This window comes from Pediococcus sp. AC40, assembly GCF_030252485.1.
Taxonomy (GTDB): Bacteria; Bacillota; Bacilli; order Lactobacillales; family Lactobacillaceae; genus Pediococcus; species Pediococcus acidilactici.
In genome coordinates this window covers 1,114,592-1,133,245 of record NZ_CP127012.1, presented here as the reverse complement: position 1 = coordinate 1,133,245, position 18,654 = coordinate 1,114,592, and the positions used below count along the sequence as shown (strand labels likewise).

Annotated in this window: 17 protein-coding genes; 15 read left to right on the top strand and 2 right to left on the bottom strand. The window is 38.9% G+C overall.

From position 1 onward, the window contains the following. Positions 1-2 precede the first annotated feature (2 nt). From NL111_RS05440 to NL111_RS05410, 7 genes are all read left to right on the top strand, one after another. The gene (locus tag NL111_RS05440; RefSeq protein WP_004165921.1) at positions 3-485 is read left to right on the top strand and encodes a dihydrofolate reductase; all 483 of its coding nucleotides are present in this window, start codon (positions 3-5) and stop codon (positions 483-485) included. A gap of 395 nt (positions 486-880) precedes the next feature. Then, on the top strand, positions 881-1,726 hold the full coding sequence (locus tag NL111_RS05435; RefSeq protein ID WP_002830297.1) for a DegV family protein: 846 nt from the start codon (positions 881-883) through the stop codon (positions 1,724-1,726). 61 nt (positions 1,727-1,787) lie between these two features. Beyond that, the gene (locus NL111_RS05430; RefSeq protein WP_285110004.1) at positions 1,788-2,738 is read left to right on the top strand and encodes an SGNH/GDSL hydrolase family protein; all 951 of its coding nucleotides are present in this window, start codon (positions 1,788-1,790) and stop codon (positions 2,736-2,738) included. Positions 2,739-2,747: 9 nt separating this feature from the next. After that, positions 2,748-3,338, top strand: coding sequence for a YpmS family protein (locus NL111_RS05425; RefSeq protein WP_285110003.1), 591 nt, complete (start codon positions 2,748-2,750; stop codon positions 3,336-3,338). 31 nt (positions 3,339-3,369) lie between these two features. Next, the gene (locus NL111_RS05420; RefSeq protein ID WP_002830294.1) at positions 3,370-3,594 is read left to right on the top strand and encodes a YozE family protein; all 225 of its coding nucleotides are present in this window, start codon (positions 3,370-3,372) and stop codon (positions 3,592-3,594) included. Next, positions 3,594-5,012, top strand: a complete 1,419-nt coding sequence (locus NL111_RS05415) for a S41 family peptidase (RefSeq protein ID WP_285110002.1) — start codon at positions 3,594-3,596, stop codon at positions 5,010-5,012. The genes NL111_RS05420 and NL111_RS05415 overlap by 1 nt, the downstream gene beginning before the upstream one ends. A gap of 200 nt (positions 5,013-5,212) precedes the next feature. Continuing rightward, entirely contained in the window at positions 5,213-5,566 is a 354-nt protein-coding gene (locus tag NL111_RS05410; protein ID WP_002830291.1) for an arsenate reductase family protein, read from the top strand. 332 nt (positions 5,567-5,898) lie between these two features. On the opposite strand, the gene NL111_RS05405 is transcribed toward NL111_RS05410, so the two are convergent. Beyond that, positions 5,899-7,452 carry an APC family permease gene (locus tag NL111_RS05405; protein WP_051069949.1) on the bottom strand — a complete coding sequence of 518 codons (1,554 nt, stop codon included), beginning with the start codon at positions 7,450-7,452 and terminating at the stop codon, positions 5,899-5,901. Positions 7,453-7,828: 376 nt separating this feature from the next. Here NL111_RS05405 and NL111_RS05400 point away from each other — a divergent pair, with 376 nt between their 5' ends. From NL111_RS05400 to NL111_RS05390, 3 genes are read left to right on the top strand one after another with little or no spacing between them, the layout of a single operon-like run. Then, positions 7,829-8,683, top strand: a complete 855-nt coding sequence (locus NL111_RS05400; RefSeq protein ID WP_058120808.1) for a PRD domain-containing protein — start codon at positions 7,829-7,831, stop codon at positions 8,681-8,683. Continuing rightward, complete coding sequence (locus NL111_RS05395; protein ID WP_285110001.1) at positions 8,673-10,523, top strand: beta-glucoside-specific PTS transporter subunit IIABC; 1,851 nt, start codon at positions 8,673-8,675, stop codon at positions 10,521-10,523. The genes NL111_RS05400 and NL111_RS05395 overlap by 11 nt, the downstream gene beginning before the upstream one ends. A gap of 10 nt (positions 10,524-10,533) precedes the next feature. Continuing rightward, entirely contained in the window at positions 10,534-11,961 is a 1,428-nt protein-coding gene (locus NL111_RS05390) for a glycoside hydrolase family 1 protein (RefSeq protein WP_220444305.1), read from the top strand. A gap of 230 nt (positions 11,962-12,191) precedes the next feature. Here NL111_RS05390 and NL111_RS05385 read toward each other — a convergent pair whose 3' ends face one another. Then, positions 12,192-12,560: a TIGR02328 family protein gene (locus tag NL111_RS05385; RefSeq protein ID WP_002830286.1), complete on the bottom strand. Its 369-nt coding sequence runs from the start codon at positions 12,558-12,560 to the stop codon at positions 12,192-12,194. 242 nt (positions 12,561-12,802) lie between these two features. On the opposite strand from NL111_RS05385, the gene NL111_RS05380 reads away from it, so the two are divergent. From NL111_RS05380 to NL111_RS05360, 5 genes are all read left to right on the top strand, one after another. After that, entirely contained in the window at positions 12,803-14,260 is a 1,458-nt protein-coding gene (locus NL111_RS05380; protein ID WP_285110000.1) for an AcpB/EbpR/MafR family transcriptional regulator, read from the top strand. 232 nt (positions 14,261-14,492) lie between these two features. Next, positions 14,493-15,146 (top strand): WxL domain-containing protein, encoded by a 654-nt coding sequence (locus NL111_RS05375; protein ID WP_002830284.1) that lies wholly within the window; start codon positions 14,493-14,495, stop codon positions 15,144-15,146. After that, positions 15,133-16,188, top strand: a complete 1,056-nt coding sequence (locus tag NL111_RS05370) for a WxLIP family cell surface protein (RefSeq protein ID WP_285109999.1) — start codon at positions 15,133-15,135, stop codon at positions 16,186-16,188. Before NL111_RS05375 ends, NL111_RS05370 begins: the two co-directional genes overlap by 14 nt. A gap of 1 nt (position 16,189) precedes the next feature. Continuing rightward, the gene (locus tag NL111_RS05365) at positions 16,190-16,507 is read left to right on the top strand and encodes an EF2685/EF0750 family sortase-dependent surface protein (protein WP_058120811.1); all 318 of its coding nucleotides are present in this window, start codon (positions 16,190-16,192) and stop codon (positions 16,505-16,507) included. Between the two features lie 11 nt (positions 16,508-16,518). Further along, complete coding sequence (locus NL111_RS05360) at positions 16,519-18,591, top strand: hypothetical protein (RefSeq protein ID WP_285109998.1); 2,073 nt, start codon at positions 16,519-16,521, stop codon at positions 18,589-18,591. The last annotated feature ends 63 nt before the right edge of the window (positions 18,592-18,654 follow it).

Below are 18,654 nucleotides of genomic sequence, written 5' to 3'. Positions count from 1 at the left end.
GCATGATTACAATGATTTGGGCGGAAGATGACCGTCATGGAATTGGTCGGCAGCAATCCATCCCGTGGCACATACCGGATGATATGGCTTTTTTCCGACAAACTACGCTGGACCATTCGGTAATTATGGGTCGCAAGACTTTTGAGTCGATTGGTCGTCCGTTACCGCGTCGAACAAATCTGGTACTAACTCACCATCCGGAACATTTGCCCTCGGAAGTTCGGGGATTTTCTTCTTACGAAGAACTGTTAGCTAGCCTTACGAAAACAGAAAAGCATTTCGTAATTGGTGGGTCAGCGGTATATCATAAGTTAATGCCGGTTGCGGATGAATTATTGATCACTAAAGTAACTGGCGACTTTCAATGCGACGTATTTGCTCCCGTGGTGGATAAACAAAAGTTTACTTTACAGGAAGAACGTCCGGGAAAGAGTGTACCTGGAGTTCCAGACCACGTTTTTCAGCAATGGATCAGGCGTAATTAATTTTGGGAAAAATTAACTATAAAATAGCCATGACGAAAGAGAGTGGGACAAAAGTCGGGTAATTTGCGAGCATTAGCTGAAAATTGACCATGATGCCTGAATTGGGCATGATGGTCAATTTTTGGTTAAGCGGAACCAACTGACTTTTGGCACAGGTTTTGGCTCTCTTGAAGTCAAAACACCAAAACAACTTTTTAAGATCCTTTTCATCCTTGAAAAGCATTTTATTATTTTTTCCCAACCTTTTTATTAAAAAACGGCATTATTCAGCCAAAAATCAACAGAGATTGTTATAATGATATTATTAAGCAAGCGAGTTTTACTAACTTAATTGAAAGTGTTAATTGACGTTGGTTGGCTCGTAATAATTATGATACAAGGGAAAGTGGAAGCATATGACTCAAATTAAAATTGTCACCGATTCATCCTGTGGTGTAACGGATGAAGAAATCAAAAAATATAATATTTCAATCGTACCATTGAGCGTGATGATTGATGACACCGTATACGTGGAAAGGGAGACCATTTCTAACGAAGAATTTATTCAAAAGATGGCCGAGTCAAATTCACTCCCTAAAACTAGCCAACCACCGCTAGGTAAATTCGTTGAGATGTTTGATCGGTTAGGTGCGGATGGCAGTCAGGTGATTAGTTTTAATATGCTTGCGGCCATTAGTGGGACGGTACACACTGCGCAACAAGCTGCTGAACTAAGTAAGTCCGACGTGACGGTGGTGGATAGCCAGTTTACCGATCGGGCACTAGCCTTCCAAGTTATTGAAGCAGCTAAAATGGCCCAAGCTGGAGCAACCAAAGAAGAAATTCTGGAACGTGCTGCCTACATTCGCGACCACACTAAACTTTATTTAGGTATCGTTAACCTTGAAAACTTAGTTAAGGGTGGCCGACTTAGTAAGGTTAGTGGAATGCTTGGCGGATTGTTAAATATCAAGCTGCTTTTGCAAGTAAAAGATGGTAAATTAGACATTGCTAACAAAGTTCGTGGTATGAAGGCCATGAAGAAGATCTGGCTTGATATTTACGAAGAAATGAAACAAAGCGGTAAAATTAAGTCAGTCGGGATTTCACATGTGCATGCTGATGAAATGGTTGAAGATATGAAGAAGCACGTTGGCGAGCTTTTCCCTGTGAAGGATATTGTGGTTCGTGAAACGGTGCCAATCATTGCTACCCACACTGGCATGGGCGCATTTTGTTTACTATATTACAGTGAAGACTAACCTTTAGGGCTAAAATCGAATAAGCGGTTTTGGCCCTAATTTGGTTTAAGAGTGAGGAAAAATGAAAAAAGTTTTAAAGGAAATTGTGTTTAGCATCGTGGGGGTGCTGTTAATCACAACGGTTTTTTTGTGGGCCATGGGTTTTTTCAAAAGCTCGCAGCCTAGCCACTCGCCAAATCCTACCCCAACTGCCGTTAAAAAGAGCGTGAAGCTCAAAGCTAAGCAGCCACAGCCTGCAACGTCGCAAGTAAAGATTCTGGCGCTAGGAGACTCGCTAACCCAGGGTGTGGGAGACACTCAGGACAAGGATGGGTACCAAAAGCGGCTAAAAAAGCAAATTGTTCAAAAAAACCTTGCAGGTAAAGCAACCGTTTATGATGAAGGGATTAGTGGCGAACGTAGTGACCAAATTTTACACCGGTTGCAGAATACAAAGCGGATTCAAAAAGAAGCGGCTAAAAGTGATGTTTTGGTGATTACTGCGGGAGGCAACGATCTTTTCCAGAACTTACAAAAAAACGTTAGTGAATCAGAAAGTCAAATTTTAGTACGGGTTAATAAAGTTAGCCTAGAATATCAAAATAATTTACGAAAAATTTTTGAAATTGCCCGGAAGAATAATCCTAAGATAAAAATCGTGATGGTGGGCATTTATAATCCATTTTACGTGTACTTCCCCAACGTAACTAGCATTACCCAAGCGGTAACGACTTTTAATACAACTGCTAAGGCGACGACTGATGAATTTGACGACGCTACTTTTGTGAACATCGACGCCTTGTCTAAAGGGCAGTTTACTACTAAACAACAAATCAAAAAATTAAAGAAGCAAAGTACCGAAGATGATATTGCGGTAGTGGAGAAGAGTCGGGTGGAAGCTCGGAAAGTGGACAGTAAAGAAAAGAACGCATACCTTTCAAATGAAGATCATTTTCACCCAAATGACAAGGGGTATGATATGATGACAAGTAAAATAAAATCCGCTTTGCAAAAATTGGAAGTTTTTGATTAGGAGGGCGGAATGAACAAGTATTTATATAATTTTTGGAAATGGGGATTTTTAACTCTGGTAGCGTTATTATTGGCGGGGAGCGTTTACGTGGGTTTCAAAGCGAGCTTACCGGTCCCCCAGTTTGAAAAAACCGCCAAGAAAGATCCTCATAAGTTTGAACAAGTACCAATCACGTTGAATAAAACGCAGTTAAATGACTTGAGTGCGGCCTATTTGAACCAGTTTCAAAAAAGCAAAGACTTTACCTACCAATTTAGAATTGGAAAACGTTACGCGATTTTAGGCGGGCAAATTGAAGTCCTAGGGCAAAAGGTTCAATTTGCGTTAACGATGGTGCCTTCAGTTACTAAGGGGGGCAATATTCGGCTTAAAGCACACAGCTTGTCAGTAGGAACGTTAAAATTGCCAGCTAAGGTGGTTTTGAAATATATTTCCCGCAACTATGAATTACCTAAATGGGTAATTATTAATGGGGATCAGGCACTGCTACGTTTAGACCAGATCAAAACCACAAATAAAGTTAGTTTCCAAGTTGAAAAGATTGATATTGTACACGACCAGTTTAAATTCATTATCAACGTGCCTAAATCAGCAAACTAGCCGAGTTGTCGTGAAGTAGAGGAGGAATATTTTGAGAAAAACATTTTACCAGTTTTTAATGACCCAACGGAATCCAGAACCTAATGACGAAGTTGAAGAGTTTGCAAACCAAGCTTTTTTCGACCAATCATTTCCTAAACAGGACCGGGATTTTGAAGAAATCAGTAAGTATCTAGAGCTCAACGGGAGCTATTTGCAAAACATGACCATTTTTGATCAGGCTTGGCAACGATACTTGGAAAGTGAACAGAATTAATGAAAAAATTTATTAATCGACACCCGTACCTTACCGTGGTTGGGTCGGTAATTTTAGGGGGTGTTATTACCTTGGTGGGGGTAATGACTTTTCTACTGGGTTTCACTAATTCATCAGCAGACCGCCAAACCAATTTAAATCGAATTGCGAGCGTTTATAATCAAATTGATGCTAATTATTACCGGAACGTTGATTCTAACAAGTTAGCTACCGGGGCAATTAATGGGATGCTGGCAACCTTAGACGATCCGTTTTCAAACTACCTTACCGATAGCGACGCTTCCTCCTTAAATGATAGCGTGGCGGGATCGTTTGGCGGAATTGGGATCCAAGTAATTAAAAAGAATGGTCATATCGAAATCATGTCCACGATTGACGGAACTCCCGCACAAAAAGCGAAGCTGAAGGCCGGCGATCAGATTATTAAGGTTAACGGTAAATCAGTTGCCAGCCAGTCGTTATCCAAAACGATGAGCATTATGCGTGGTAAGGTGGGAACCACGGTGGAATTGGAACTACAGCGCGGAGACACCACCTTTACTAAAAAGCTTAAGCGCGCCAAAATTCCGGTCGAAACAGTGACTGGAAAGCTACTGAAGAATAAAGTGGGATACATCACGATTTCTTCTGTAGCAGAGAAGACGGCGAGTGAACTAAAGAAGAACTTGAAGAAGCTAGATCATCAAGGGGCTAAATCATACATCATCGACGTGCGTAATAATCCGGGAGGCTTGATGCAACAGGCGTTGAAGATGTCTTCAATGTTCTTAAAAGACGGCCAGCCAATTATGCAGGTCAAAACCCGGAGTGGTAAGCCTGAAGTTTATAAGGCTAGTCGTAAGTTAGACGGGGGCTACAAAGTTAAGAAACCGGCCGTAGTAATTATCAATGGCGAAAGTGCTAGCGCTGCCGAAATTTTTGCGGCTGCTTTGCATCAATCAGCGGGGATTCCGTTGGTGGGCGCGCAAAGCTACGGCAAGGGAACCGTACAAAATATTACCCAGTACACGGATAATGACGAACTTAAGCTAACGATTGCTAAGTGGTTAACGCCGGATGGAACTTGGATCAATAAAAAAGGACTAACGCCAGATTACAAAGCCGACTATCCTGAAATGGCCTACATCACCACGTTTAACCACCATAAAACGTACCAAGTGGGGCAAAGCGGAACCGATATTAAGAATCTACAAATTGCGTTGAAAGATTTGGGTTATTATTCTGGCAAAGTTACTAAAGATTACACAGAAAGCGTTGCGCAAGCAGTGCAAGCTTACCAACAAGCTAATCATCTAACGGTTACCGGAAAAACTGACGCGAAGACCATGCGTTCTATTGAACAAGCGGTAATTAACGTCCTTTCGAAGAGTGACCCCGCGTTAAATAAAGCGGAACAGGTGCTTGCTAAGCAAAAATAAGTATGAATCAAAACTTTTAACATGAACTTCAATTTAGTAAAAGTAATTGGGGTCTCGTCATTAAATTGGCAAGCCCTTTTTTAATACGGAATTTTCAAAATAATAGTGAATCTTTAAATAAAAAGCGGATGGAGTCTGGTTCTTTAGCTAAAAAATGTAGTATCATAAATTAAAGTTTAGAGATGACTTAGGAGGCTACTATGACCACATTTTATTGTTATTCTAAGTGTAGTACGTGTAAAAAGGCCGAAAAATGGCTAAAAGAGCAACAAGTTTCATATAACAAAATTGACCTAGTTGAACAGCCGCCAACTAAGGCGCAGATGCTGGATTTTTTTGCTAAAAGTGATCAGAATTTACGCTATTTTTTCAATACCAGTGGAATAGACTATCGTAAGATGAAACTTAAAGATAAGATAGATACGATGTCAAAGGAACAAGCAGCGGAATTAATGTCGCAGAATGGCAAATTGATTAAGCGCCCACTAATGGTTGACGATACTAAGGTTACTTGCGGCTTTAATACCGCGGTATATGAAAAAAACTGGCTTTAGTCTAAGGAAAAATTTTATCCAAGGTGGAATAAAAGCTAGTTTAGAAAAGTAATCTGACAATTCGGTGCCTACTAATTTGTTCCTACGTAAAAGAGAGTGGGACAAAAAATCGGTAGTTTGCGAGCATTAACTAAAAATTGACCATGATGCCTGAATTTGACATGATGATCAATTTTTTAGTTAAGCGGAACCAACTGACTTTTGGCACACCTTTTGGCTCAATTGAAGTCAAAAAGCCAAAATAAAAACGATCCATGAGGAATTTTCACCACATGAATCGTTTTTTTGTTTAGAGACTTTTGTCACAGCCCCTTATTTTTACATTAGTTAGTTTATTTTTTGACGCGATTATTAACTTCGCGAGCATTGCCAAATGAGACGGTAATAATTCGGCTACGCATTCCCCATACGTAGAAAATGAACGCCGCTATAATAATCACAATAAAGTCGAAGGGGTAGTGAATTAAGTTTTTACCGTTAAAATCGGCGCTACCAATGTAGGACATGATTGAAAGAAAAATTAGATACACAATTAGCCAAAGACTACTACGCAACTGGTTAATGGTTTCTTTCCAATGTAAACGCCACTCGTAATATATGAAAATTGGTAAGCCAAGTAAAATAACTAGGATAACTTCTACCGTAGTGGGCCACATTGCCCAGTAAATAGCTAAGGAAGCTAAGATGAAGGCTAACGGAGCCATGAATTTAATTGCTTTTAACCGGACGGGCCGGTTGAAACGCGAGGCCATCTTTCTTAACGAAACCACCGTAATCGGGCCCGTTAGGTAAGCGATTAAGGTTGAAGTTGAGATGACACTTGCTAAAGTACCCCATGACCTAAAAATCGAAACCATTACCATACTTAAAACGGCATTGAAGGCCATTGCGATCCGTGGAATTCCATACTTAGCATTGATCTTCCCTAAAATTTTAGGAAAATGGTTATTACTTGACATGGCGGCTAAGGCCCGTCCCGTTGAAGCAACGAAGGAGACCCCGGTACCAAACGGTGAAATAAAGGCGTCCAGGTAAAGTAGGACGGACAACCAGTGAATCCCTAAGAGGATTGCTAAATCAGCAAAGGGAGATTCAAAATTAATCCCGTGCCAACCTGATTGAGCGATCAATGAACTTGGAATTGAAGTAATGTAGGTGCTTTGTAAAACTAAGTAAAGTACGGCACTAATTAAAAGGGAGATCCCCACACCCAAACCAACGTTTCTTTTAGGGTTCTTAACTTCATTACCCATATTAATTACCGTCTGAAAGGCATTGAAGGAAAAAATAATTCCAGAAGCCGAGGTGGCAGCAAAGATTGAAGCCGATCCGTACGGCATAAATTCAGTTAAAGAATGGCCGTAATTTTCTGGATGAAAACCGCTTAACGTTAAAAAGATGATGGTGATTAAGGGCACGGCAATTTTAAAGATTGAAATTAAACTTGTAAACCTAGTTAATAAAGATACCGACCAGTAATTTAGTAGGGTAAAGATTAAAATGAAACAAAATACTACTAACAAACCACTAGTGGTGATGGTCCCATTTTTGAAAAAGTGATGGGTCCAATTAGCCCAAGCCCACGGCCAGGTACTCATGTATTGGACCGAGGCAACGGCTTCAATGGGAATTAAGGTTATTAAAGAAATCCAGTTGGCCCAAGAGGCAATGAAGCCCACCAGCGAACCGTGGCTGTATTGGGCAAATTTACTCATTCCTCCGGATTCGGGAAACATGGTGCCTAGTTCGATATAGTTGTAGGCAATCACAGCAATCACGATAAACCCAATTATCCAAGAAAAGATTGCTGCCGGACCTGCCACCGAAGCAGCCTCCATTGATCCGAAAAGCCACCCGGAACCAATTAGAGAACCAAGTCCGAGCATTACTAGCTGAAAAAGATTTAGTTTTTTAATAAAAAATACGCTCCTTAATTTTTGATTGATAAGGAAAATGTTAACGTATTTGTAGGTATAAATCAAATTGGTATAGATGGTGTTCTTGATAGGGAACTTTATAGAACGTATGGAGGTGAAAAAATTATTGCACCAAAAACTAAACGATGAAAGCGTTGACAAAATAAAATTAGAAATGATAATATTAAGAAGTTGAAGAATTAAATATAGAAAAAAGCTTAGAAGAGTACGTAACTTTTCTTTGAGTAATGTGACCGAACAAAGGGCAGGACTCAGGCAAGACACGTTTTAGCCAATAAATGGCTTGGCGTGTTTTGCCTGAGTTTTTTTCTGGAAAGGAGTAGGAATGAAAGTAAAAAAGATACTAAATAACAACGTTGCCATTATATCTAAAGGTACTCATGAATCAATCGCGTATTCTCCAGGGATTGCTTTCAAGAAAAAAATTGGACAGCAAATCGAGGAAAAAGAGATTAGTAAACTGTACGTTCTAGATTCAAAAGATCGTTTAGAACATCTTAGTTTTTTATTAACCCATTCTGATAAAAAAATTATTACTTTGGTTAATAAAATTGTTGATTACGGTGAAAATTACCTAAAAGTTAAGGTGACTGATTATTTGTATTTAGCGTTATTAGATCATATTTCGTTTGCGTTAAAACGAGGACAAAAAGGACAGTTTATTGCAAGCCCGCTGGTATGGGAAGTAAAGAAATTTTATCCCCAATATTACGAAATTGGAATAAAGGCAATTAACTGGCTTAACCAGACTTATGAGGTTAATTTTCCAGAAGATGAAGCAATTCCAATTAGTTTGCACTTTATTAATGTCCAAGATGAACAGATCAATGTCGAACAAAAAGTTAAAGACATTACGGTACTGAGAGATTTACTAAATATAATTAAGTACCATTTCAATATCAATTTTGATGAAACCAGTATTAATTACATGCGCTTGGTTACGCATTTACAATATTTTATTGATCGATTAAATTGTCATGAACTGTCCACGAAAACCGACGTAAACGTTTTATATGAACAAATAAGGGCAATTTATCCTGAAGCATTTCGGGCGGTACAAAAAATTGATAAGTACATTAGTAAAAGTTTCGGGCAGGAAATTTCCCCTGATGAATATACCTATTTAATGATCCATATTAACCGAGTTACAAGCAGAAAGGACGTTGGAAATGAAGTATAAAGAGTTTAATGAAAATATTATCAAGTACGTCGGTGGAAAAGAAAATATCCAAGCGGTAGTCCATTGCATGACAAGACTACGGTTTACACTCAAAGATCGTAATAAAGCAAATACGGCAGCACTCAAGGATTTAGACGGGGTGATTGACGTAGTTAGTAACAACGTGGCTTACCAGATTATTATTGGCACTCACGTAGTAGATGTGTATGATGAATTAATCGACTTGTTGGGAATTAGTGGTAACGATAAAGAAGAAGTACATAAGGTAAAAAAGAACTGGATTAAAGCAGTGTTGGATGTCGTTTCAGAATCCATGACGCCAATTTTAGAACCGATTATTTGCGCAGGCTTGTTGGCAGCCTTTTTATCGATCATCTCGCTTACGGGGTTAATTTCACCCAATAGTCCAACTTACCAGATTTTTGACGCGTTGCGGGTTTCGGTATTTTACTTCTTACCAATCTTAATGGCAATGAGCAGCGCTAAACGTTTAGGTGCCAGCCCGTACTTGGCGGTTGCGTTAGCCGCAACAATTTTATCGGAGAGTATCAACGGAGTAAAAGGACTTAATTTATTTGGAATCCCATTGCCCCAAATTACGTACGCAAATAGTTTTATTCCGATTCTCCTAGCAGTTTGGTTTATGGGGTACGTAACCAAATTTGTGAAACGAATAGTTCCCAATGCTCTACAGTATTTTATGACTCCGCTGCTTATCATGTTAATAACTTTACCGGCAACGCTACTAATTTTTGGCCCGCTAGGCTATTACCTAGGTGAAGGAATTATTGCCTTCTTTAATTTGCTAATGAAATACGTTGGCAGCTGGTTTGTAATGATGCTTTATTCAGCGTTACAACCGTTCATCGTCATGTTAGGGGCGGGTAACTTTATCATGCCAGTAGTTGCCTCCTTAATTTCGGCTAACGGGTACGATCCTGCATTTATTTCTTCATGTACCATCTCAGATATTGCAGTTGGCGGCTCAATGTTAGGATACTTTTTGCGAACCCGTAACCGTAAGCAAAAGCAACTATTTGGAACGGTGACCCTATCCGCAATTTTAGGTGTTACGGAACCTGCAATTTACGGTGTCTTTGTTAAATATCGTCGGCCCTTTATTGCCGTTATGATTGGCGGAGGCTTAGGAGGCTTATTTGCCGGTCTTACTGGTGTAAAAGCATATTCAATTGCTTGGGGACTATTTGGTTTACCAGCTTACATTGGTAAAGGGCATTTCATGAACTTATGGTTGATGGTTGCTTCCGTTATTATTAGCTTTGTTGGTGCGGCAATTGCAGCATTCTTACTAGGTGTGCCTGCTGAAGATTCTGCAGAAGAAATACCTGGAAATGTTGAGAACGCGGTTGCTTCAAAATTACAAACGGTATCTTTGAGTAGTGTAGTGAAGGGAGATTTAGTTCAGCTAGCAGAAGTCGGTGATGCCGCGTTTTCTACGGGAGCCATGGGTAAAGGAATTGGCATTAAGCCCATTGACGACCATATTCATGCACCAATTGATGGAAAGGTAACTGCGATTTTTCCGACTAAACACGCAATTGGAATTACCGGAAGCAATGGAATTGAAGTCTTGATTCACATCGGAATTGACACCGTCGAATTAGAGGGGAAATATTTCGCGCTCCAAGTAAAAGAAGAGGAAACCGTTTCCCAGGGGGATGTTTTAGCGGTCGTAGATTTTTCCAAGGTGGTCGAAGCTGGATATGACCCGACCGTAATGGTGATTATTACTAACACAAACGACTTTCTAGACGTAATCCCCAGTGTTAATCAGATTGTAACTGACAAAGACCAGATGCTAAACGTAGTGCTCGGCTAAGGAGGAAGTAATGAAATTTCCAGATAACTTTTTATGGGGCGGAAGTATTGCTGCCCACCAAACGGAAGGAGCTTGGAACGAAGACGGTAAGGGACCAGCGATTATGGACTACGTAACGGTTGGTGAGGATGGGCAACCAAGAAAGATCCACCAGACAATTGATCCAGAATGTCGGTACCCATCCCATATTGGAATTGATTTTTATCACCGGTATCTAGATGATGTTAAACTCCTTGCGCAGATGGGGTTTAAGGCACTTCGAATTTCAATTGATTGGAGTAGAATTTATCCAAATGGCGACGACTTAGAGCCTAATCCAAAAGGAATTGAATTTTATATAAATTTAGTTGACGAGTTAAAAAAGTATCATATTGAGCCTATCGTAACTTTGTATCATTTTGAAATGCCAATTAATCTGGTTAAAAAATATGGTTCTTGGCAAAATCGCTCGGTTGTTGAGTTATATCTCAAATTTTGCAAGACGATGTTTACTGCGTTGCGCGGGAAGGTTAAATATTGGGTCACCTTTAATGAAATGAATCATATTGATCCACGAACGGAGGCTAGCGACATCTTTACGTATATAATTGCTGGCTTGAAATATTCTGAGATGAAAGATAAATCGCAAACGTTGGCAACCATTGGTTACAACATGACCTTAGCCAGTTGTAAAGCAGTCCGGTTAGGACATGAAATTGATGCTTCCAATAAAATTGGCTGCGTATTCGGAATTGAACCCGTTTACCCGATTAACAGCGAACCGGAAAATATAATGAACGCTTTTAGACAAATGGACCGCGATTTTTATCAAATTGATGCAATGTGTAACGGCGAGTTTCCACAATACAAATTAGCAGAGTATGAAGATGACGGGATTCAACTGGCATTTTCAAAAAATGATTCCGAAGATTTTAAAGAAGGAAAAATCGATTTTATCGGCATGAATTACTACGCCTCATCGGTGGCCGAATATCACGGGGCAAAGGAAGCAAAAAGCGCACTTTTTGGCGGTTTAACTAATCCTTTTTTGGAAACGAGCAAGTGGGGCTGGACAATTGACCCCGTGGGAATTCGATACTTATTAAATTATACGTATCGAAAGTATGGAATCCCAATTATGATTACAGAAAATGGACTAGGTGCGGAGGATCGATTGGATGATAATGGAAAAATCCATGATGATTATCGAATTGATTATTTACGTAAACATGTTCAAGAAGTCAAAAAGGCAGTAGAAATTGACCAAGTAAATTGTTTTGGCTACTTAACTTGGGGACCAATTGATCTTGTTAGCGCGACAACCGGCCAAATGAGCAAACGATATGGGTTCATCTACGTCGATCTGGATGACTCCGGACGCGGGACGTTGCAACGATTGAAAAAAGATTCATTTGATTGGTACAAAAAGGTGATTAAATCTAACGGAAAAGATTTATAAAACATTTTATAATCGGAAGAGGTGGGGAACAAACTAAAAAAATACTTTTCAAGGATGAAAAGGTCATTAGAAAGTTGTTTTAGTGTTTTGCCTTCAATAAAGCCAAAACGTGTGCCAAAAGTCAGTTGGTTCCGCTTAACCAAAAATAGATCATCATGCCAACTTCAGACATGATGGTCTATTTTTAGTTAATGCTCGCAAACTGCCCGACTTTTGTCCCACTCTCTTTTTCAAATCATTATCTGAATTCCCTTAGATCTCAAATTTTCCAAGCATTCTGCCAAATATTGCTGATCATGTTCGGGATAGATTGGGTCGGTGAGCGGACAAGGTGCCAATGCTAAATAAGCTGGGCAATGCAATCCCCGGTAAGTGGAATCGAACCACTTGGTATCAGGGTGGTATCCCCGCGCTTGCATTTCAGCCATTACTAGCAAATGAAATTGGTACAACTTGTATGGCGAATGGGTGAAAACATAATCGACGGTGGCGTGTTTTTTGCCCCAGCCCTTGCCGCGGAGTGCCGCAACTTCCCGGTGTTGACCTAAAAGCTGGGCCCGGGGCAGTTTGGAAATTAGTTCTTCGTGCCATAAACGCATGAACTCGGCCTCCTGTATTAATTTAGTTTAAGAATAGCTTAATCTGTGAAAAAAAGGAACTAACTTGATTTTTGAGCGTGATTACTTACTATACTGAAATAAAGCCAATTTTAAAATGAACGTGTAATTTAGAGAACCAATATGATATAAATAACTACAAAAATAAAAGTATTTGCATATTTTTAATTGGATAATGAACCAACTGGAACGAAAAGCGTTTTTAGTTGGATTTGGAGGTAAAAATGAAAACGTTTTTAACGGCATCGTCATTAAAAAAAGTTAAGTTGTTAGAATATTTGTTGGAAAGTAACACTTGGTGTTCAACTAAGGAACTTGCAGGGGTAATGGGCGTAACTGAAAAATCAATTTTAAATTATCTAGACGAATTTGAGCAATTATTTAAAGAAACTAGCCAAAAAATACAATTATTTAACGATCGCAATAAAAACGTCCAAATTTTAAAAGAAGAGGATTTTCCAATTTACCCGATTTACTTGAAATTTTACCGAGCTTCGTATAATTATAAGCTAATTGATTTTATGTTCCAGAACCCACATTTACGACTCACGGATTATGCAGATAGCCAATTTACGAGTATATCAACCGTTTCTCGATACGCTAAATTATTAAAACAGTACTTCAGTCGTTACCGGTTGGATTTTTTGCCATATCGATTGGATTTAAAAGGTAGCGAAGTAAATATTCGTAGCTTTTATTATTACTTTTATTGGAATTCTACTAGAGAAATAACGAATAGCTGGCCTTTTAAAGCGGATTTAAAGAAAATTAAAGCGTACATTACTAATTTTGAGGAAGTATATGGAATTGAATTAGAGCCTCTACAATGGAAAACTTTTGCTTATTGGATGGCAATTACTTTGGAGCGTAGTTCACACGCACCGGTTCAAATTGAATTAGCAAAGAAAAAAGTGGTCGATAACGATCCTAGTTTTGCTTTGATGAGGAAGTGGCACTTAATTGGAAAACTCCCCTTAAAAGAGTCGGAGCTATATTTTTTATATCAAGTTATTTATAGTTTCGGGATTATTGATGGAAATTCAAATTATGAAAATAGCTACGCATTAGCGCATCAAAAAAGTCAAACGGCGTCCTATCAGGCAGTAGTAAATTTAGCGAAGGTAGTAAAAGAGCATTTTAATTTTCAGCTAGCAACCACCGATTTGGAGTTGGTCTTTAATTTTATAGCTTTTCATGAAAGAAGTGCCTTCTTTTTTGGTAATACAGATGTTTTTTTTAACCGTTCTTACATTACGGAACTAGAGGCGGAACGTCCACGTGAGTGCCAGATTATGAATAATTTTCATCAAGAACTACTCAGAAATGCTAGTGAATCAGTTGAAAAGCTATTATCAAACTGGCAACAATTATTTTTGAATTATTATTTTGTTCTAGACTATTACGGTCTGTTCGTGAAGCAAGCTGTCCCTATTAAAATTCTAGTGAAAGACGATGTACACCACACCCATCGCTTATGGCTAATGAATAAGATCAGGGCTTATTTCGGTCATTCCTTTACCTTTGAGTTTTTTGATTACAAAACTCCCGTTTCGCAAGTAGATTTAGTGATTTCTAATTTTTACGTTAACACTGGAGATACGCCGCTTATTCTGATGAAAGTACTTCCTACCGAACGTAATTGGCGACAGCTAGGAGGAATGCTATATCAATTGTCAAGGTAATTAATACGGGCTACGTTGGGTCATTCCAACTTTGAAGCGTGTATACAAACGGCTGGGAAATTACTATTAATTCAAGTCTAAGAAGGCCTCTTTCCAAGATTCAGTTGGAGAGGGGTCTTTTGTTATTACTGAACCTTAAATTTTTTTAAAATAGAGAAAAAAGGTGAACTAGTAACTGAAAAAAAGACGTGCGAGAATTACTGTAACTTATATATTTTAAGGAGGAATCTTAATGAGAAAAAAGGTGATCATAACACTTGCATTAGGCATATTGGCTTTAAATTCAACTACAGTAATGGCTTCGCAAATTTCTGAAGCAACTAATAAAACGGACGTAACTTTAACGGCAGGTTCTGGTGAAGACGTACACCCAGTTGTTCCAGATGATACGCACGATGATGATTCTGGTACAGGAGACATGGGAGCGTTATCGATTCCTTACGCGTCTAACATAACCTTTGGGCAACAAGAAATTAAGCAGGAAGACACGGATTACTACGCTTTAAATCAAAAACCCCATGTCCAGGTTAACGACACCCGGGGCGGTGCAAAAGGTTGGACGCTAGGAGTCGCGATTTCGCCTTTTGTGGGCGCGAACGGTAAGGAATTAGTCGGTGCAAAAATGTCCCTATCTAATGGAAAAGTGGCCACCAAGAACAATGAATCACCCAAACCTGAGATTGTACAAAATTCTTTTGAACTAAATAAGGAATATCAAGAAGTGATGACTGCAAAAGAAGGGCAAGGCGCAGGAGCGTTTGCGGCCGTTTTTGCAGGTCAAGATGGTAAAAATGAGAACGTTAAATTACATGTGCCGCGCGCGGGAGTTGAAGCGCAAAGCTATACAGCTGATTTGACTTGGGTGTTGACCGATGCGCCAGTTTAAATCACCATTCATTCAAAAAGGAACGTCGTGGATAAAATTACTTGGATTGGTTTGTTTTTTTACTATTTTGGTTAGCCATACTAACACTCGAGCTAGTACGACCAAAAATAACCAAGTGTCGTTCGACGCAGAGGCTATTTTGCCAAAAAATCAGCAATCTAAAGCTAGCTATTTTGATTTACGAGTTCGGGCAGGTTCTTCTGAAAAATTAACTATCAAATTACGAAACATAACCAATCAAAAGCAACGAATAATTATTGAAACTAATAATGCAATTACTAACCAGAATGGGGCGATTGACTATTCTAAATCAAAGGCGCAGTTGCTAGGGACTCCTTCGTTTAAAGCAATGGTTTCAGGACCGCATTCCGTCATCTTAAAACCAAAAGAAGTTCGCAAAGTTGAATTTCCTTTGAAAATTCCTACAAAGGGGTTTAAAGGAACTGTTTTAGGTGGATTTTATTGTTACTCCAAGCCGTTAAAAAATTCCCCCAAAGAGCAAGGAGTAAGTTTGTTAAATAATTTTGCTTACACAATTGGTGCAAAATTAGAATGTACAAATGAAGTGATTCATCCGAAGTTAACTTTAAAAAAAGTTTTTCCGGGGCTAGCTAATGGATACTTGACCGTTTTTGCAACCTTGGAAAACCCCCAACCGGTGCTGCTGAGTAGATTAGATATGCGGGCCACCGTAACTAAAAAAGGACAATCTGCCGTATTAAAACAGGTTACCAAAAAAATATCGATCGCTCCCCGGACTCGTTTTTGCTTGCCGATTGATTGGGATAATGAGCCTTTGAAAAGTGGTAGATACGTTTTAACAATTCATTTAAAGAGTCCTGCTGGAGAAAAATGGCTACTAAAAAAAGAATTTTCGATTAAAGGAGATGCTGAGAAACTAAATAAAAGCGCGGTTGAAGTTAAGAAGCCGGCAGATAATAGCTTAATTTATCTAATGATGGACTTTTTGGTAATGATAATCTTAATTTTAGGCGTTTATATTTATCGATTGAAGCACAAAAATCAAAAAACGGAGAAGTAAAATGAAATTTTGGGGTGGATTAATTTTATTAGCATTGTTAGTCAACGTAAATCCGGATGTACTCGCGAGTGACCGAGTTAATACCGAAGCTGGAATTACCTTTTATCAGGAAAATAATGCTAACCAAGTGGTGCCCATGAAGAAAGTTTCTTTATCGAAACAAGATTCTCCCAAAAAGCCTCAATCCCCAGTAAACAGTGACTATGTTCGATGTTTACCGCAAACTAATGAAAGCACCTCTTGGGGGCTATTTTTAATAGGACTAATTGTGGTCAGTTACGTTTTGGTCAGACGTTGGTATAAAAAGTTTTATGAATAAGGGGCCGACTGATGAAAAAAGTTAAAGGATTGATATTGGTAACTTTTCTAATGAGTTTGTGGTGGCTAGCTCCTGGTGTAAAAGCCAGTTTGAGACCACTACCTAATTTGGATGGTTTTAAATGGGCTAACCAAGCAGTTACTCCCGCCGAAAACACCTTCATTATGCATAGTGGAGCCCATACAGAAGTAACCCCTTTGAAAGGAGATGCGACCGCTAATCGTTTAGCGGTTGATCAAAAGACTAATGAAAGTCAAGCATTGATAAAAAATGTAGGGTTTTATAAGGGAAATACGGTTAATTTACTAGTAACTTTAAAACGAAGTAAAAGTAACTTGAAAGGAGGTACGTTGAGCTTTTCTAAAACATATTTTTTAGGGATAGATGTTGCTGATGAAGTAGTGGTTACCTATAAATTTGTCGACGAGCACGAGAAGCCCTTGACAGTCAAGACGGCGTTTAATTATTACGGACTTAATACTAATAAATTTATTGGTTACAAAGATCCTGGTGGAGTAATTGAAGCGGTATATGCAAATAATCCCACAAATATTATGTATGACAACGAAAATCAGGATGGGGCACAATGGTTATATTTAAAAAACCTTACTGCGGGGATTCCGTGGCGGGACCCCCGACAAAGTTTTGAAGTTGTTACTAAGTCGATTTCTGAAGTTAATTTCATAGTGCATAACAATGATAGCTCACCATCATCATTAGTGTATCAGACCGAATTTTTAGCAAAGCCTGAAACTCCCCCGGCCTACGCTGAAGACGCCTATTTTAAACTAGCAGACCGCGGCGGAGTCTATTTAGCTGCGCACCAAACTGTTTCTAGTGGAGACTCGGCTGTGGAAGTTAACTTTGGTGGGTTGCAGGAAATTGAGAAAAGCGGACAATATGAGATTGAGCAAACAACGGTAACTGATTTTGATGGGAAGGATGTATCTAACTACTTTAATTTTTACTATATTTATGATGCAAAGGGGAATAAAACAATTCGATTCCAGGCAAAAAAAAATACTGCCGATCAAATTTCTGATACCGTTTTACATTATAAGATTTATTTAAGGTGGTGTGGAAAACAAAATCATGTAAATCCCGCTAAAATAGTTAACGGAGAATTAGCTCTACCATTTGACGTAACTACAACTGTAAAAGGAAAGACTGTTGGTAAAAGTGGTGCTGTTACGACAATTAATTATATTGGCAAGATATCTACAATTTTTGTAAACGAAAAATACAAAGAAATTCGTTCCTCCATTGAAAAAAAGGGGATTTTAACGACACCTTTTGACATGTCCACAACGTACCCAGAAGTTTCAGGATATTTTCCAGTTAAAAATGATGCAAGTAAAGATACTGGTTACTTCATGCCTTACGACCAAACGGTGGTGCACCGCTACCGAAAAAAACAGCAGATGCATTTTGAATTAAAAGACAAGGATGATAATATTTACGTTTCCCGATTTACTAATAAAGGAAAGGTGGCCTTTTCCTTTGCGCAAGCAACAGCTGGGAAAATAACTCTGGTAGCCAGCTGTAAAGGAGAGCAGCAGGTCCTAAAGGAGTACACTAATGCACCTAAAAGAGTGACTGACGAGTTTATGTATTCATTTCCTAAGGCTTGGTTGGGCGAACAAGTGACATTTTATGTTGAAGACGCTAATCATCAACGGTCTAATAAGGAAGTTCGAACCATTAAGCAAGAACACGGTCCGCAAATGTTATTGCCCGAGCAAATTAATTTTAAAACACTTAACATTCCAGCCGAAACTACTACAGTTTCATTACCAAAAGAAGAATTTTTAAAGATTGCTGATCAAAGTAAGGTGGACCAGCGTTACTGGACCGTAAAGCTATGTGAACAACGGCCCTTGACCAGCAAAGAAAACTGGGTACTTTCGCAACGCTTACGGTTTGGAGAAGTGTCGATAAACAACGTAAGTCAAATTGTTTATCAAGGTAAGGGAAATGTCAGCTTAGATTTAAGTAAATATTTGCAAATTGAATTAAACCCGCTGGATCGAGTGGGCGATTATCATGGTGAATTAAGGTGGACGTTAGAAGATGCTCCTGAATAAAAGAAAATCTATTAATCAATTTTTAACTTTGGGCCAATTCTTAAAGTGGATATTTACGACGAA

Excerpts from the sequence above, each read along its gene's own strand:
- NL111_RS05405 (WP_051069949.1), bottom strand. The coding sequence starts at position 7,452 with ATGCTCGGACTTGGTTCTCTAATTGGTTCCGGGTGGCTTTTCGGATCA.
- NL111_RS05370 (WP_285109999.1), top strand. The coding sequence starts at position 15,133 with ATGCGCCAGTTTAAATCACCATTCATTCAAAAAGGAACGTCGTGGATA.
- NL111_RS05360 (WP_285109998.1), top strand. The coding sequence starts at position 16,519 with ATGAAAAAAGTTAAAGGATTGATATTGGTAACTTTTCTAATGAGTTTG.
- NL111_RS05365 (WP_058120811.1), top strand. The coding sequence starts at position 16,190 with ATGAAATTTTGGGGTGGATTAATTTTATTAGCATTGTTAGTCAACGTA.
- NL111_RS05425 (WP_285110003.1), top strand. The coding sequence starts at position 2,748 with ATGAACAAGTATTTATATAATTTTTGGAAATGGGGATTTTTAACTCTG.
- NL111_RS05395 (WP_285110001.1), top strand. The coding sequence starts at position 8,673 with ATGAAGTATAAAGAGTTTAATGAAAATATTATCAAGTACGTCGGTGGA.
- NL111_RS05375 (WP_002830284.1), top strand. The coding sequence starts at position 14,493 with ATGAGAAAAAAGGTGATCATAACACTTGCATTAGGCATATTGGCTTTA.
- NL111_RS05440 (WP_004165921.1), top strand. The coding sequence starts at position 3 with ATGATTACAATGATTTGGGCGGAAGATGACCGTCATGGAATTGGTCGG.
- NL111_RS05415 (WP_285110002.1), top strand. The coding sequence starts at position 3,594 with ATGAAAAAATTTATTAATCGACACCCGTACCTTACCGTGGTTGGGTCG.
- NL111_RS05385 (WP_002830286.1), bottom strand. The coding sequence starts at position 12,560 with ATGCGTTTATGGCACGAAGAACTAATTTCCAAACTGCCCCGGGCCCAG.
- NL111_RS05410 (WP_002830291.1), top strand. The coding sequence starts at position 5,213 with ATGACCACATTTTATTGTTATTCTAAGTGTAGTACGTGTAAAAAGGCC.
- NL111_RS05435 (WP_002830297.1), top strand. The coding sequence starts at position 881 with ATGACTCAAATTAAAATTGTCACCGATTCATCCTGTGGTGTAACGGAT.
- NL111_RS05380 (WP_285110000.1), top strand. The coding sequence starts at position 12,803 with ATGAAAACGTTTTTAACGGCATCGTCATTAAAAAAAGTTAAGTTGTTA.
- NL111_RS05390 (WP_220444305.1), top strand. The coding sequence starts at position 10,534 with ATGAAATTTCCAGATAACTTTTTATGGGGCGGAAGTATTGCTGCCCAC.
- NL111_RS05430 (WP_285110004.1), top strand. The coding sequence starts at position 1,788 with ATGAAAAAAGTTTTAAAGGAAATTGTGTTTAGCATCGTGGGGGTGCTG.
- NL111_RS05400 (WP_058120808.1), top strand. The coding sequence starts at position 7,829 with ATGAAAGTAAAAAAGATACTAAATAACAACGTTGCCATTATATCTAAA.